The sequence below is a fragment of the Spirillospora sp. CA-294931 genome, from assembly GCF_050946795.1.
Lineage (GTDB): Bacteria > Actinomycetota > Actinomycetes > Streptosporangiales > Streptosporangiaceae > Spirillospora.
Genome location: NZ_CP192006.1, coordinates 8,954,978 through 8,970,048 on the forward strand (window position 1 = coordinate 8,954,978; position 15,071 = coordinate 8,970,048).

Here is a 15,071-nt window from a genome sequence, read left to right on the forward strand (position 1 = left end):
ACCGCCTAGGGCGCGGCGACAACAGCCTGAACAGCGCGCACCCCCCCAGGGACGCCTCACACACCCCGGAGACCCCGATGACCACCGTCCTGGAACCCGTGCCAGAGACCCCGCAGGAGAAGACAACCGAAGGTCTGCTGAGCCGCCGGTACCGAGGCCCGACGTTCGGCATCACGTTCCTGGTCACGCTCCTCGGCTTCGAGGCCATGGCGGTCGGCACCGTCATGCCGATCGTGGCCCGCGACCTCAACGGCCTGGCCCTGTACGCGTGGGGCTTCAGCGCCACGCTGATCGCCAGCCTGCTCGCCACCGTCCTGGCCGGTGGCTGGATCGACCGCGTCGGCAGCCCGATCCGCCCCCTGGTCGTCGGCCTGGCCGTCTTCCTGGCCGGACTGGTGATCTCCGGGGCCGCGCCCACCATGGAGACCTTCGTGGCCGGACGCGCCGTCCAAGGCCTGGGCACAGGCCTGGCGCTGGTCTCCCTCTACGTCGTCATCGCCCGCGTCTACCCCGAGGAGCTGCGCCCCCGCGTCTTCGCCGCCGAGGCCATCGCCTGGATCATGCCGTCCCTCCTGGGCCCGGCAGTCGGGGGCCTCGTCGCCGAGCACATCGGCTGGCGCTGGGTCTTCCTCGGCCTCGTCCCGCTGGTGATCCCGCCCGCGCTCCTGCTCGTCCCGGCGCTGCGCAAGCTGCGCCCCGCCGAGGCCTCCGCCGCGAAGCCCAAGCGCCACGTCCCCGCCATCGCCCTCACGGCCGGCGCCGCGATCATGCTCTTCGGCCTCGAACGCCACAACTGGACGCTGCTCCCCATCGCCGCCCTCGGCCTGGCCGGACTGGCCTACGGGCTCCCCAAGCTCCTGCCCGCCGGAACCCTGCGGATGCGCCGCGGCCTGCCCAGCGTCGTCCTGACCCGCGGTCTGCTCTCCGGCGCCTTCGTCGGAACCGACATCTTCATCCCGCTGGCCCTCACGTCCCAGCACGGCTTCAGCGCCACCAAGGCCGGCATCGTCCTCACGGTCGCCGCGCTGGGCTGGTCGATCGCCTCCCAGTTCCAGGGTCGCTCCAAGCGCCCCCGCACCTTCTTCGTCCGCCTGGGCGCCATCCTCATGGCCACCGGAGTCCTCGGCGTGGCCGTCACCCTGCACCTGTCCGCCTGGGCCACCGCCCCCGCCTGGCTCATCGGCGGCGCCGGAATGGGCCTGGCGGTGAGCAGCCTCAGCGTCCTGCTCCTCGACCAGTCCCCCGAATCCGAACAGGGCGTCAACTCCTCGTCCCTGGCCATCAGCGACATGCTCGGCGCCTCCCTCCTGGCCGGCATGGGCGGCGCCCTGATCACCGCCTTCGGCACCGACCACCTCACCACCGGCCTGACCGCCGCCGGAGCCCTCTTCACCGCCGTAGCCGTACTAGCCGCCCTAACCGCCACCCGCCTAACCCCCCGCCCCCAAACCACCCCCTAAAAGCCGCCACATCCACAGCCCCAAACTTCCCGCCCCGGCAACCATCCCCACCTTCCAATCCGCCCGCCCGCGCGCCCTACACCAAACCCAACCAGCCGGACATCTCACCCACACCCCAAGCTCACCCAACACCTCACAATCGGAGACAGCTCATGACCGCCACGCTCGACTTCGTCCTTCCACCCGCCCTCGAAGCCCACGAGCCTCCCGAGGCGCGCGGCCGCGCACGCGACGGGGTCCGCCTCCTGACCGGACGCCGTTCCACCGGCGAGGTGACCCACCACGCGTTCCGCGAACTACCCGACCTGCTACGCCCCGGCGACCTGATCGTTGTCAACACCTCGGCAACGCTCCCGGCGGCCGTCCGGCTCGACAAGATCGCCGTGCACTTCTCCACGCCCCTCCCGCACGAGGGGCACGACGACCGCCTCTGGCTGGTCGAGCTGCGCCGCCGGACGGGCAAGTCCAGCGTCCCCTACCTCGGCGGCTCCCTCGGGGAGTGGATCCCGATGCCCGGCGGCGCCACCCTCACCCTGATCGGACGCCACAGCGAACGCCTCTGGGCCGCCCGCCTGAGCGAAGACGTCGTCCCCTACCTGCGCCGCCACGGCGTCCCCATCCGGTACGGCTACGTCCGGCGCGACTGGCCCACCGCCGCCTACCAGACCACCTTCGCCCACGACCGGACGACAGGCAGCGCCGAAATGCCCAGCGCCGCCCGCCCCTTCACCCCCGAACTAGTGACCCGCCTCCTGGCCCGCGGCATCCACATGGCCCCGCTCACCCTCCACACGGGAGTCGCGTCCCCCGAAGCCCACGAACCCCCATACCCGGAGCGCTACGACGTCCCCGAACCCACCGCCGCCCTGGTCGAACACGTCCGAGCCCAAGGCGGCCGCGTCATCGCCGTCGGCACGACCGTCGTCCGAGCCCTGGAAACCGCCGCCCTGGACGGCCACGTCCGCGCCTCCAGCGGCTGGACGAACCACATAGTCACCCCAGAAGCCGGCGTCCGAGCCGTGGACGGCCTCCTCACCGGCCTCCACGAACCCAAGTCGTCCCACCTCATGATGCTCACCGCCATCGCAGGCCAAGCCCTCCTGGAATCCACCTACAAAGCCGCCCTCTCCGAGGGCTACCTCTGGCACGAATTCGGAGACACGAACCTCCTACTCCCCTAACCACCTCAACAAGAGGCACCACCCCCGCCTCCCCATTCGAAGCATCCACCCACCAAACGAACGCCCCCCACCCAGTCCAAATCCACCACCAGAGCCCACCCGCGAGCCGCCGCCCCCACCCCCAAAGAGAACCTCCCGCCCTCCCACATCCATCGCCCCTCCCCAACCCCGCCGCCCCACCACTCCACAACACCCTCCAAATCCCCGCCGCCCGACCCCCAGGCCGGGGGCAAACGCGCTAGGAGGCGGGAAGCACGAGCCCACACCCCCAAAGGACAAGTCGCACGGGCCACGGCGCACGGGGGCACGGGCACGGCGCACGTGGGCACGGGGGCACATGGGCACGGGGGCACGGGGGCACGGGGGCACGGCGCAGGGGCGCAGGGGGCGCACCGGGCGCACGGGGCACGGGGGCGCGCGGACACGCGGGCACGGGGGCGCCGGGGCCACGCGGGCACGGGGCGCCGGGGCCACGGGCCACGGGCCACGAGGCCCGTGGGCACAGCGCACGTGGGCACAGCGCACGTGGGCACAGCGCACGTGGGCACAGCGCACGTGGGCACAGCGCACGTGGGCACAGCGCACGTGGGCACGTGGGCACGTGGGCACGTGGGCACGGCGCACGGCACAGGGGCGCCGGGGCGCACCGGGCGCACGGGCCACGGGCCACGAGGCACGTGGACACGGCGCACGTGGACACGGCGCACGTGGACACGGCGCACGTGGACACGGCGCACGTGGACACGGCGCACGGCGCACGGCGCACGGCGCACGGCGCACGGCGCACGGCGCACGGCGCACGTGAGTATGGGCAGGGGCAGGGGGCACGGACACGGGGCGCGGCGCAGGTGGGCATGGGCGCGTGGGCACGGCGAGCGCGTGGGCACGGGGCCCGCGGGCGCGTGGGCACCGGGGCCAGGAGCGCGTGGGCCATGGGCCATGGGCCACGGGGCCACGGGGCCACGGGGCGCCAAGTCCGCGAAGCTCCAAGGCCGCGAAGTCACGAGACCATGAGACGAGGGGCGACAGAGCGCGGGGGTGGTGAAGAGCGGGGGCGATAGGAGCGCGCGTGGGCGATAGCACGAGGCGGGGTGACTAAGAAGGGGCCGCCAGAAGGGCAGAGGACATCAAGAGGGACCATGAGGCCCCTCTGCGAGTGCGTGAACGTCGGACGTCCGGATGGTGGACAGGTGCGCGGCCTCGCGTTCTCGGCCGGTACCGTTGTGAGCAGCATGGACGGCACAGCACAGCGCACGCTGCTCATCACACTCACCGGCCGCGACCGCCCCGGGGTGACCTCGCGTCTGTTCACGACCCTGGCCACGTTCCCGCTCAGCGTGGTGGACGTCGAACAGGTCGTCATCCGCGGCAGGCTCGTCCTCGGCGTCCTGGTGGCCTACACCGACGGCGCGGACGTCGGGCAGGTCTGGGCAGCGGCAGAGAAGGTCGCCACCGATCTCGACATGGAGATCGAACTGTCCACCGGCCGCGACAAGCGGCCACCGCGCCGCCGGGGCCGCCTGCACGTCACCGTGCTCAGCGCGCCGCTCAAGCCCGCCGCGATGGCGGGCATCGCCGGACGCATCGCCGCCAACGGCGCCAACATCGACCGCATCGAACGCCTCGCGCACACCCCCGTGACCTGCATCGAGATGGACGTCTCGGGTGCCGACCCCGAAGCCCTGCGCGCCGCCCTGGCCATCGAGGCCGCCGAGCAGCAGGTCGACGTCGCCGTCCAGCACAGCGGCCTGCACCGGCGCGCCAAGCGCCTGATTGTCATGGACGTCGACTCCACGCTCATTCAGGGCGAGGTCATCGAGTTGCTCGCCGAGCACGCCGGGTGCCTAGACGAGGTCGCCAAGGTCACCGAGGCCGCGATGCGCGGCGAACTCGACTTCGAGGGTTCCCTACGCGAACGCGTCGCCCTCCTGGCCGGCCTCCCGGCCTCGGCCGTAGACGAGGTCCGCCGCCAGGTCGAACTCGCCGCCGGCGCCCGCACCCTCGTCCGCACCCTCAAGCGCCTCGACTACAAGTTCGCCATCGTCAGCGGCGGCTTCACCCAGGTCACCGACGCCCTGGTCGACGATCTCGGCATCGACTACTCCGCGGCCAACACCCTGGAGATCATCGATGGCAAGCTCACCGGCAACGTCGTCGGCCCCGTCATCGACCGGGCCGGCAAAGCCACCGCCCTAGAACGTTTCGCGCGCGAGGCCAGAATCCCGGTCAGCCAAACGGTCGCCATCGGCGACGGCGCCAACGATCTCGACATGCTCCAGGCAGCCGGCCTCGGCATCGCCTACAACGCCAAACCGGTCGTCCGCCAGGCCGCCGACACCGCCGTCAGCGTCCCCTACCTGGACACCATTCTTTTCCTCCTCGGCATCTCCCGAGACGAAATAGAAGCCGCCGACGCCGCCGACCTCAACACCCTGTAACCCCTTCAAAACACGCCGCCAATCCGCAGTACCGGCACTGGACAACCAGCTCTCGGCTTGCGCGTTTCTGACCGGTTCGTGGCGCCGTTCGACGTCCTCGCCGTCTGCGACCGGCGCCGAGAATCAGAGGCAGTCCGCTATCTCTTCTCGACCTCCAGGGCCTCTCGCGCCAAGCCGATGAAGGTGACGTACGCTTCCCGGAAATCCCGGTAGGCAGCGTCGTAGGCGTCCCGCCGCTCGGCACTGTCGTCACCGACGAGCGCCTTGAGCGTCTGCTGAACACGCCGCGCCATATCCCGCACGTGGTCCGCCGCGTCCGAGACTGAGGCAGGACCATCGAGCCGGACCTCGTGCATCGCCCTGTTCATGTCCCCAATGGCCGGGCCGATACGCTCGCACATCTGCGTCAGAAGCCGGTCCTTACTCGCACGACCACGCGCCGCATCGACGTCATCGATCTGCCACGTGACCTCGCTGAACGCATGTGCACAGCTCATCATCTCCCTATACGCAGCACGACGCCGCTCACGCTCCTCACGCAGGGATTCCGCCCTTGCGGTCGTTTCGGCTTGGGCCTGTGCCGCTCCAAAGGTCGCCCGTGCCGTGATGTAGCTAGCCCCAAGCGCAGTCAGCGCGGTAAGAATGCCGACCCACAGTGCACTGTTCGCCATGCCCGGAAAGTCTGCCAGCGACAGCAAGACGACCCACACCTCGCCCAAAGACCGCGCCCCTGAAGTCCCAGCCAGCCCCCACAACCTGGCCGTCGATAGCGAATCCCAACTGACCACGCACACCATGCGGTGCTCGCCGAGAAACGAAGCCAGCACGCAGTAAAAGCCGCCGTGGCGCGGAGCACCGTGGGTGAAACCAAAGTGACTGGAGCCGCCGCAGGCAGGCGCCACCGCAGCAGACTGCTGCCCCTGCGGACTGCCGCCCCTACGGACTGCCGCCCCTACGGACCGCCGCCGCGGACTGCTACCGCCGAGTGCCGCCGCTGCGGACTGCTGCCGCCGAGTGCCGCCGCTGCGGACTGCTGCGCCGAGGAAAGGGGCCAGCACACGGACCGCGCCGCCCAGGAAGGGGGCCAGCACACGGTCCGCGCCGCCGAGGTCAGTAACCCCTCAACCGAGCGCGCACGCATGAACGCCACCAGCGTCTCCGGCGGGCCTGACCGAAGCGGCAGTGCGGATCTCGACGGGCTGGGCTATGCCGCGCGGAGGTCTACCGCCCTGCAATGAAGCCCGCGTGGAGTCCTCCACCATGCAACGGAACCAACGTGGAGCGGAATTAGCACATAGCTGACCCAGCATGCAGCCGAAGGCAAGACGGGAGCCCAGTGGAGAGGGCGGGGCCGGGGCGAGGGGCGCGATGGGCCCCGGGGCAAAGGGCGCGGGAATGGGAGCCCACGGAGACCTTGTGGAGCTGCTCACCCCAAAGCCCGTGGCAAACGGCAGGACCGGCCCCGGAGGAAGAGCCGGAACCAAAACCGGGGCCCGGGAGGCCTGAGATAGAGCCCGGAGCAGCGACCGAGTCTGGGCGAGGCCTGAGGTACAGCCCGACGGGACCCGGGACCGGGGCACGGCCTAGGCGAGACAGAGCCCAGTGCAGAGATGCCAGAGGCCGGAGCGCCAAGCGGGGGCCCTGGGCACAAGCCAGGGCCAGGGTCCGGGCAGTAGCCGGGGCCAGAGCTTGGTCCCGGGAGCCCAGGCGAGAGCCGGGATGGAGGTCGGAGCAGGGTTAAGGGCAGCGTGGCCGGGGTCGGGGCAGGGCGTGGGCGAGGCCTGAGGTAGCGCCCGACGGGGCCGGGGCCGGGGCCTGGCCACGGTCTGGGCAAGACAGGCGGAGCCCCAAGCAGGGCCCTAGGCCAGGGCCAGGGCCAGGGGCAGGGGCAGGGCAGGACCAGCGCGGCCGGGTCGGGCTGGGCGGGGGCGGGACCCGGCGCAGAGGACTGGGCTGGGACGGAGGGTTGGGGCGGGCAGAGCGGAGCGGGGCCCGCCGCAGAGGGCTGGGACGGAGCAGGGGCCCGGCGCAAGGGGTTGGACCGGGCGGGGCCCGGTGCAATGGGTTGGACGGGGCGGGGGCCCGGGGCAAGGGGTTGGACTGGGGCGGAGGGCTGGGGCTGGATGGAGGGGGGCGGGGCCGAGAGCAGGGGCCGGGCCTGGAGCAGAGATCAGGGGCAGGGGTGGCCCCAGGTGGAGGTTGGTACAGGGGCCGGGGTAGAGGGTGGGGGCTGGGAGGCTGGAGGAGGGGCTGGGCCAGGGAGGGGGATTGTTGGGAGGGTGGTTGGTGGGGTGCTTGGGGAGAGGTGGCGGGGTTTTGGGTTGAGGTGGGCTTTTCGGGGGTTTGGGGGTTGGTGATCAGTGGGGGGTGGGTGGGGTACATCTGGGAGCGAGTCCGGCGGTCGGGCGCGAGGACGGTTGAGGCCATGCTGAAGCGTGCGCGGGAGGCGTACGCCCAGATTGAGGGGCGCGCTGCGCCCTTGTATGGGATCGCGGCCTCGGTCGCGGTGGCGCTGCCGTTGGCCGTGGGGGCGTTGACCGGGCATGCGGCTCAGGGGTCGATGATCGCGCTGGGGGCTTACCTTGTGGCGTTGCGGGCGCCTGAGGGGCCGTATGGGGCTCGGGCTCGGAACCTTGCCAGTGCCGTGTTCGTGGTCGCTATCGGGGCGACGATCGGTGGGCATCTCAGCGGGCACACCTGGCTGGCGGTCGCGGTGGTTCCACCGATCGTGGCGCTTGGTAGCGCCATCACCTGGATCGGACCGACGGCGGCGCTGGCCGTTTTGCTGACCGCGGTCAGGCCGCCGACTTCGGACGTTCTCTACAACGGGTTTCTTGAGCTGCTTGGTGGGCTGTGGGTGAGTGGACTGCTCCTCGCGCCCTGGCCCGCTCGGCGGCTTCGGCCGTTGCGTAGTGCTCTCACCGAGGCGGCAGATGCGATCGCCGAGGCTCTGGACGCCGTGTCGCAGGATGTGGGGGCGCCCGACGGCACTGTGCTCGCGGACGTTGATCTGACCAATCCTGATCTGGCCGAGGTCACGCGGAAGCCCGACTGGGAGGAGCGGCGCAGGGCTGCTTCCCAGGCGCTCACGGCGGCTCGCACTACTTATGGCTTTTACCGTTCGGGACGCGGACGTGAGGAGCCGTCGCGTCCGGAACGGCTGATCGAGGCGCTGGCCAGGATTCTCCAGGAGACGGTGGCGCTCCGGTCGCTGGTGGAGGCGGCTCGTCGGCGGCCGCCTGATCGCGAGTGGGAGCTTGAGGCCCAGATCGCGGTCACGGCGCTGGCCGCCCGTGTCCGGCTGCTCGCGGGCGCCATCGCTGCCAAGGGGCCCGCGCCGCTGGAGGCGGTTGAGTCCGAAGCCATCCGGCGGCTGTCGCGGCAGAGCGAGAAGATCAGGCGGGCCGGGCTCGCGGGTGATGAGGACCTGGTCGCGGCGGCGCTGATCGGCCAGATCCGGCGGTCGGTCGACCGCATCGCGAGCAGTGTGGACTCGGCGCGTCGAATCGTGGCGGGTGGTATCCGGATCGGGTTTGGTCCGCCGCGTTTGCCATCCAGGGGGCCGGTCACGTCGTGGGGAGGACGGGTCGGGCGGGCCGTGCGCAGCCGTTCGCCCCGGTTCCGGCAGGTCTCGCGAGTCGGGCTCGCTGTGGCGGTGGCCATGGCGCTCGCCGCGATGCTCCCGGTCTCCCATGCTCACTGGATGTCGATCACCGTGATGCTGAGCCTGCGTGGGACCTATGGCGAAACCATGGACCATCTGCTTCAGCGCGTGGGCGGCACCGCGATCGGATCGGTGATCGCCGCTGTGCTGCTGGCCTTGGCGCCTGGGCAGTTGACCGCGTCGTTGATTCTGTTCGTCTTCGCGCTGGCCGCGTTTACTCTCCGTTCGGTCAACTTCGCCTACTGGGCCCTGTTCGGGACGCCGCTGGCCATGATGTTGCTGGACTTCTCCCAGCCGTCCGACTGGACGGCCGCGGGTGAACGGATCGCGCTGACCCTGGGCGGCGTGGTTGTGGCGTTTCTTGCCGTCCGGCTTCTGTGGCCTACCGGTCATGCCGAACGCCTCCCGATCCAGCTCGGCCGACTGCTCAGCGCCCACGCCGACCTCGCCCGGGCGGCGCGTGCGGTGGTGGAGGGTGATCGCGAGCGCCTCCCGCACGACAAGATCGTCGCTGCGGAGCAGGCCGCCGTTGACATCTCCAAGACCGCCTCCCATCTGGCCCACGAACGCGTTCCTGACAGTGAGCGGATCGACCGGCTGCAGTCGACGGCCGACTCCGCCCACCGCACGAGAGACCACCTGATCGCGATCGCGCGGATGTCCCGTGAAGATTCGGTCGACCCGGGCCCGGCCCCACAGATCCTCGACCGCATCGCCGACCGACTTGAGGAGGCGGCCGATTCGTTGGAAGACCCTCCCGAGGCTCCCGGCCTCGTTCCCTCGTTGGCCGAGCAACTTCAGGACGACTTCGAGAACCTCGACGCGCATTTGTCCGGCCTCGTCCGCCGTCGCCGGGCCGAGGTCGAGGACGGTGTCGCCACCGATGCCTTTACGCCTTTGCGCCACTCCCTTCTGCAGGCGTCCGGTCTCCGCTTCGCCGTGCGTTCGCTGAGGAGCGATGTGGAGCAGTTGGTCGACGCGGCCACACATGAAGTGGGCCGCGTGCAGGCGTCGTCGGAGATGGCCGCCTCCGAGCAGCAGGACGCGGACGCCCCCAAGCACTAGCCGACGGGGGCGGCTGGCCGACCATTGCAAGCCGTGGCTCCTCTCGTCCGGAACTGGAATCAGTTGTCGTGCGGGTGAAGATGCTGAGTGGTTGTTATGCAATTCGCGGGTGGAGGCGCACGCCTGACGTGGTGCGAGGGAGTCGACTGTGGGCGGTGCCTGCATCAAGGCTGCTGCAGCGCGCAGCCCACCAACAGTCGAACCTCGTTCTGTGGATAACTTTTCGACTGGCGGAGGACTGCGGCGCGGGCTTGATATGAGGCCCAGTGGAGAGGGCGGGCCGGGGCGAGCGCGTTGGGAGCCTTGTCGTTGGGCTGTTGCTCTGGGGGGCGCTACGTCCGGGCTATTTCAAGGCGGGGGTTCTTGGAGCGGGTGGCTCGGAGCCTTGGTTAGTTGCCCTTGGGGGTGCGGTGTTGGAGGAGGGTCCCCGCCCCGGGACGGATGTCTGACCAGGTGGGCTCGACCTCAATGACCGCTAGTGCGCAGGTGGGGAAGGCGTCGGGGGCGCTGCCGGTCAGGTCGAAGATCAACTGGTGGACGGACGGGTTGTGCCCCACCAGCAGCAGTCTGGACGCCGAGTCCCCGTTCTCCCGAATGAGCGAGAGAAGGGTCTCGGGGTCGTTGTCATAAATCTGTGCCTCGAAGCTCACCTCGGCGTCGAGCGCCAGGCCCTGGAGCGTCTCCCGGGTGCGGACGGCCGTCGAGCACAGGACGCGGTCGGGCGTCAGGGTGTTGTCGCGGAGCCAGTCGCCGGTCGCCGCCGCGTCTCGCCGTCCGCGGTCGTTGAGCGGACGGTCGATGTCGGCCATCCCGAGTCCGGCGACGGCCTTGGCGTGGCGAAGGACGATGAGCGTCGGCATCCCGTCACCCTAGTCCGCGGTCACGGGGCGACGAACGCGGCCAGCGCCCAAAGGACCGCCATCACCACGAGCATTCCGCCTAGGACGATGGCGAAGCCCTTTGGGCCGGAGATCGTGGACTTCTCGCCGCTCACCGCGGGGCCTCCTGCCATCGGGTTCAACGCCCATACAGCGTACGACCGTCCTCCCGTGTGTGGCACACCTGGGCGGTCGCAAAGCGAAAGGACCGACGGCCAAGTGCCGTCGGTCCCTTCGGGTGGACGCGGTCAGGTCTGGTTTGCCGATGAGGTGGAATCGGGCTCCGCGCGCGGTTCGGGTGGCGCGGTCTCGGTGGTGGTGGATCGGCCATCAGGGACGGTGGGCTTCTCGCCTTCCAGGGCACTGGACGGGCCGTCGCCGACAAGGGCGGGTTCGCGTTCGGCCTCGTCCGCCCCGATCGGGTCGGCCCGGCGCTTGGACACCACGACGGCACCGACCACGATGATCACCGCGGCCGCCGTGACACCGATGCGGAGCGGGACGTTGCCCGCATAGGTGACGACAGCGTCCGCGATCAGCAGCGCGACCAGGTTCATCACCTTGATCAGGGGGTTGATCGCGGGACCGGCCGTGTCCTTGAACGGGTCGCCGACGGTGTCGCCGATGATCGTGGCCTCGTGGGCCGGGCTGCCCTTGCCGCCGAGGTGCCCCTCTTCGACGAGTTTCTTGGCGTTGTCCCAGGCTCCACCGGAGTTGGCCAGGAACACCGCCATCAGCACGCCGGCGGCGATGGCACCGCCCAGGAACGCGCCGAGGGGCGCGTAGCCGAGCCCGAAGCCGACGGCGATCGGGGTGAGGATCGCCAGCAGTCCGGGCGTGGCCAGTTCGCGCTGGGCGTCCCGGGTGCAGATGTCGACGACGCGGTCGTAGTCGGGCTTCTCGGTGTAGTCCATGATCCCGGGCTTGGTGCGGAACTGCTCGCGCACCTCGACCACGACACGGCCCGCCGCGCGTCCCACGGCCATGATCGCCAGGCCGGAGAACATGAACACGACCGACGCACCGATGATCAACCCGATCAGGACGTTGGGATTGTCGATCGACAGGTTGAACGTCGCGAACGAGCCGAGGGCGTCCTTGGCGTCGTCCGAGGCGTCGCCGAGCGCGCTGACCACGGTCGTCCTGAACGAGCCGAACAGCGCGGTCGCCGCGAGTACCGCCGTCGCGATCGCGATGCCCTTGGTGATCGCCTTGGTGGTGTTGCCGACGGCGTCCAGGCGTTCGAGCACCGCGGCGCCCTCGCCCTGGACGTCCCCGGACATTTCGGCGATGCCCTGAGCGTTGTCGGAGACAGGACCGAAAGTGTCCATGGACACGATCACGCCCACGGTCGTCAGCAACCCCGTGCCGGCCATCGCGACCGCGAACAGCGCGACGGTCGTGTTGCCGAAACCGAGCAGGAACGCCCCATAGACCGCGCCCGCGATCACCAGGGCGGTGTAGACGGCCGATTCCAACCCGAGCGAGATCCCCGAAAGGATGACGGTCGCGGGCCCCGTACGGGCGCTGTTGGTGACCTCCTTGACCGGCTTGCGGTTGGTCTCGGTGAAGTACCCGGTGAGCAACTGGATGGCGCTCGCCAGGACGATGCCGATCAGCACCGCGCCGAGGGCGACGATCCGCGGGTCCTCGTCCATCCCGGCGATCTTCGGGTCGGCGACGCCGGAGAGGTCGGCGAAGCTGGACGGCAGGTAGGCGAAGGCCGCCACCGCCACGAGCACCGCCGAGATGATCGCGGAGATGAAGAAGCCGCGGTTGATCGCCGACATGCCCGAGCGGTCGCGGTCTCTGGGGGCGACCGCGAAGATCCCGATCACCGCGGTGATCACGCCGATCATCGGGACGATCAGCGGGAACACCAGGCCCTCGGTGCCGAACGCCGCCGTCCCGAGGATGAGCGCCGCCACGAGCATGACCGCGTACGACTCGAACAGGTCGGCCGCCATTCCGGCGCAGTCGCCGACGTTGTCGCCCACGTTGTCGGCGATCGTTGCGGCGTTGCGCGGGTCGTCCTCGGGGATGCCCTGCTCGACCTTGCCCACCAGGTCGGCGCCCACATCCGCCGCCTTGGTGAAGATGCCGCCCCCGACTCGCATGAACATGGCCAGCAGGGCGGCGCCGAACCCGAAGCCCTCCAGGACCTTCGGGGCGTCGCCCTTGTAGGCCAGGACGACGACCGCGGCCCCGAAGAGGCCAAGGCCGACGGTGAACATTCCGGCGACGCCGCCGGTGCGGAAGGCGATGCGCATCGCCTTCTTCTCGCCGCCCTCTTCGCGCGCCGCCGCCGCGACGCGTACGTTGCCGCGCACCGCCAGCCACATGCCGGTGAACCCGGTGACGGCGGAGAACAGCGCTCCGATGACGAAGAAGATCGACCGCCCCACCCGTTCACTCGTGGAGTCGGCGGGCAGTAGCAACAGCACGAGCGGAATCAGCACCACGAAGACGGAGACCGTGCGGAACTGGCGTTTCAGATAGGCGCTCGCGCCTTCCTGAACCGCTTTGGAGATCTCCTGCATCTTCTCTGTGCCCTGGCCGGCGGCCAGTACTTCGCGAACCAGTCCCGCGGCGACGGCCAGTGCCAGCAGCGCGACCACTCCGACGACGACGACCAGGGTGAGGTCGCCGCCGCCGAGATCCACTTCTGCGCCGGCCGGGCTTGACAGGGAAAGCCCAGACATCCGTCCTCCTCGACAGGGGCGTTGCGATCTCGATCGCCTTAAAGACGATCTTTACCGCGTACCCCGCGGGGTGACCCTTTAGACGCCTCGCACGGCGACGCGGGTGCGGGGAGTCTACGCACGCCCCGTCTGGAAGAGAAGCCTCTCTGCTACTTCATGGCGACGTCATGAAAAAGCAATCGATTTTTGCCCGCAATTTGACCTGAAGGCCGGAGTAGTCCGCGTTGGCGCAGGTCAGCAAGGATAAGTATGTTCTTACCTCTTGGATACCTTGACTCTCAAACGATCTTTGTCGCGGGGCGGGGCGCTTAAATCTCGTCCTGTTTGAGCCGGACCAAGATCGTGAATTCGGGCCGCCCGAAATTGACCATTCCAAGATCGTCTCCAAAACGATCTCACATCCCGGCCACCACTCCGAACCGGCCCCGCCCCAAAGCCGTCCGATCCCCGGCTCGGCCCGTCCGCCCCGGGGAGGCTCCCTTGCATTTGTGGCAGGCTCGATTCTCCGACCGGGACGGCTGGGTGGACGCCGTTGGCTCGTCCATTCGGGGGAGGCAGCTACCCCTCTGGCGGGAAGCGGGTGCGGCGAGGCGCGAACAGGATGATCAGCATGACCGGCCCGCTGCGTCTCGCCACCCCCGCCCCGTCCGTCAACGCGCCCCTGCCCGCTCCGCGCTGGGCCCGCTGGACGGCCCACTCGGTGGCGCTCGCCGTCCTGCCCTCGACCATCTGGAGGCTCGGGCTGGCGTCCGGCTTCCGGCTCGGCTACACCGAGGACGGCTACGAAGGCATCAGCCCTTCGGGAGCATGGGGGCCGGCCTACCTGATCGCCCTCAGCCTTCTCAGCGAGCTCGCGGCCCTGCTGACGCTCGGCCTGGTTCATCGCTGGGGCGAGGTCGTGCCGAGTTGGGTTCCGCTAATCGGGGGCAGGCCCATCCGGCGCCGCACCGTCCTAGTGCCTGCTTGGCTCGGCGTAGGCGCCCTTGCCGTCCTGTGGACGCCGTTCCTCTTCTGGTGGGCAATGCCGCACGACGACATGACCCCAACGGGACACACCCTCGTCGGCTTCGTCTATCTCCCCCTGGTCGCCTGGGCCCCGCTCCTAGCCGCCGTGACCCTCTCCTACCAACGCCGCCACCGTCCCGCCCGGGGATGACGCCCCCCCGGGGCAAGACGAAGGCCCCGCGGATGGCGGGGCCTTCGGTCGTCTGGGGCCGGGACGGCCTCAAGGGTGGCGGTTCAGGGGGACGGGGTCTCCGCCACCGGCCAGCTCATCCGGATCTGAACGCCCTTGGGGGTCGCGGCGATCTCCACATCGTCGGCGAGACCGGCGATGACGGCCAGGCCCAGCTCGGCCGTGCCGTCGTTCCACGCGTGCTCGAACCCGTCCTCCGGGGCCGCCATCTTGGGTAGGCCACCGGTCTCCTCGTCGGCCGGGACGGAGTCGCTCACGCTGACCTCGAACCGCCGGCCGTCGCCGGTCAGTTCCAACCTCACCGGCTCGTCCGGACAGCGCAGGGCATGTGCCTCCACGGCCCGGGAGCAGGCTTCGCCGACCGCAAGCCGCACCTCGTCCAGCAAGGTTTCGGCGACACCGCTGCGGCGTGCCACAGCGGTGACGATCAGCCGCGCCGTCCGGACGTGCACGGGCAGCGCGCTGAAAGAGAGCTCGACGGTCGCCAT

General features: G+C 70.0%; 9 protein-coding genes. 5 read left to right on the plus strand and 4 right to left on the minus strand.

What is annotated here, in order from left to right; genetic code table 11:
* Window positions 1–77: 77 nt before the first annotated feature.
* From ACQPY4_RS40655 to serB, 3 genes are all read left to right on the plus strand, one after another.
* The gene (locus tag ACQPY4_RS40655; protein WP_433330564.1) at window positions 78–1,460 is read left to right on the plus strand and encodes an MFS transporter; all 1,383 of its coding nucleotides are present in this window, start codon (window positions 78–80) and stop codon (window positions 1,458–1,460) included.
* A 152-nt stretch (window positions 1,461–1,612) separates the two neighbouring features.
* Window positions 1,613–2,641 carry an S-adenosylmethionine:tRNA ribosyltransferase-isomerase gene (locus ACQPY4_RS40660; RefSeq protein ID WP_433330566.1) on the plus strand — a complete coding sequence of 343 codons (1,029 nt, stop codon included), beginning with the start codon at window positions 1,613–1,615 and terminating at the stop codon, window positions 2,639–2,641.
* 1,232 nt (window positions 2,642–3,873) lie between these two features.
* Entirely contained in the window at window positions 3,874–5,079 is a 1,206-nt protein-coding gene (serB, locus tag ACQPY4_RS40665) for a phosphoserine phosphatase SerB (protein ID WP_433330568.1), read from the plus strand.
* A gap of 137 nt (window positions 5,080–5,216) precedes the next feature.
* On the opposite strand, the gene ACQPY4_RS40670 is transcribed toward serB, so the two are convergent.
* A complete protein-coding gene (locus ACQPY4_RS40670; RefSeq protein WP_433330570.1) occupies window positions 5,217–5,981 on the minus strand; it encodes a hypothetical protein in 765 nt (254 codons plus the stop codon).
* A gap of 1,523 nt (window positions 5,982–7,504) precedes the next feature.
* Between ACQPY4_RS40670 and ACQPY4_RS40675 the strand changes: the two genes are divergently transcribed.
* Window positions 7,505–9,808, plus strand: coding sequence for an FUSC family protein (locus ACQPY4_RS40675; RefSeq protein WP_433330572.1), 2,304 nt, complete (start codon window positions 7,505–7,507; stop codon window positions 9,806–9,808).
* Between the two features lie 389 nt (window positions 9,809–10,197).
* On the opposite strand, the gene ACQPY4_RS40680 is transcribed toward ACQPY4_RS40675, so the two are convergent.
* Both ACQPY4_RS40680 and ACQPY4_RS40685 read right to left on the minus strand, forming a co-directional pair.
* A complete protein-coding gene (locus tag ACQPY4_RS40680) occupies window positions 10,198–10,668 on the minus strand; it encodes a SixA phosphatase family protein (RefSeq protein WP_433330574.1) in 471 nt (156 codons plus the stop codon).
* A 266-nt stretch (window positions 10,669–10,934) separates the two neighbouring features.
* Window positions 10,935–13,388, minus strand: coding sequence for a sodium-translocating pyrophosphatase (locus ACQPY4_RS40685; RefSeq protein WP_433330576.1), 2,454 nt, complete (start codon window positions 13,386–13,388; stop codon window positions 10,935–10,937).
* A gap of 610 nt (window positions 13,389–13,998) precedes the next feature.
* On the opposite strand from ACQPY4_RS40685, the gene ACQPY4_RS40690 reads away from it, so the two are divergent.
* Window positions 13,999–14,544 carry a hypothetical protein gene (locus ACQPY4_RS40690; RefSeq protein ID WP_433330578.1) on the plus strand — a complete coding sequence of 182 codons (546 nt, stop codon included), beginning with the start codon at window positions 13,999–14,001 and terminating at the stop codon, window positions 14,542–14,544.
* An 83-nt stretch (window positions 14,545–14,627) separates the two neighbouring features.
* On the opposite strand, the gene ACQPY4_RS40695 is transcribed toward ACQPY4_RS40690, so the two are convergent.
* Complete coding sequence (locus ACQPY4_RS40695; RefSeq protein WP_433330580.1) at window positions 14,628–15,071, minus strand: ATP-binding protein; 444 nt, start codon at window positions 15,069–15,071, stop codon at window positions 14,628–14,630.

Coding starts and splice junctions, on each gene's coding strand:
- ACQPY4_RS40655 (WP_433330564.1), top strand. CDS start 78: ATGACCACCGTCCTGGAACCCGTGCCAGAGACCCCGCAGGAGAAGACA.
- ACQPY4_RS40660 (WP_433330566.1), top strand. CDS start 1,613: ATGACCGCCACGCTCGACTTCGTCCTTCCACCCGCCCTCGAAGCCCAC.
- serB (WP_433330568.1), top strand. CDS start 3,874: ATGGACGGCACAGCACAGCGCACGCTGCTCATCACACTCACCGGCCGC.
- ACQPY4_RS40675 (WP_433330572.1), top strand. CDS start 7,505: ATGCTGAAGCGTGCGCGGGAGGCGTACGCCCAGATTGAGGGGCGCGCT.
- ACQPY4_RS40680 (WP_433330574.1), bottom strand. CDS start 10,668: ATGCCGACGCTCATCGTCCTTCGCCACGCCAAGGCCGTCGCCGGACTC.
- ACQPY4_RS40685 (WP_433330576.1), bottom strand. CDS start 13,388: ATGTCTGGGCTTTCCCTGTCAAGCCCGGCCGGCGCAGAAGTGGATCTC.
- ACQPY4_RS40690 (WP_433330578.1), top strand. CDS start 13,999: ATGACCGGCCCGCTGCGTCTCGCCACCCCCGCCCCGTCCGTCAACGCG.
- ACQPY4_RS40695 (WP_433330580.1), bottom strand. CDS start 15,071: ATGGCGACCGTCGAGCTCTCTTTCAGCGCGCTGCCCGTGCACGTCCGG.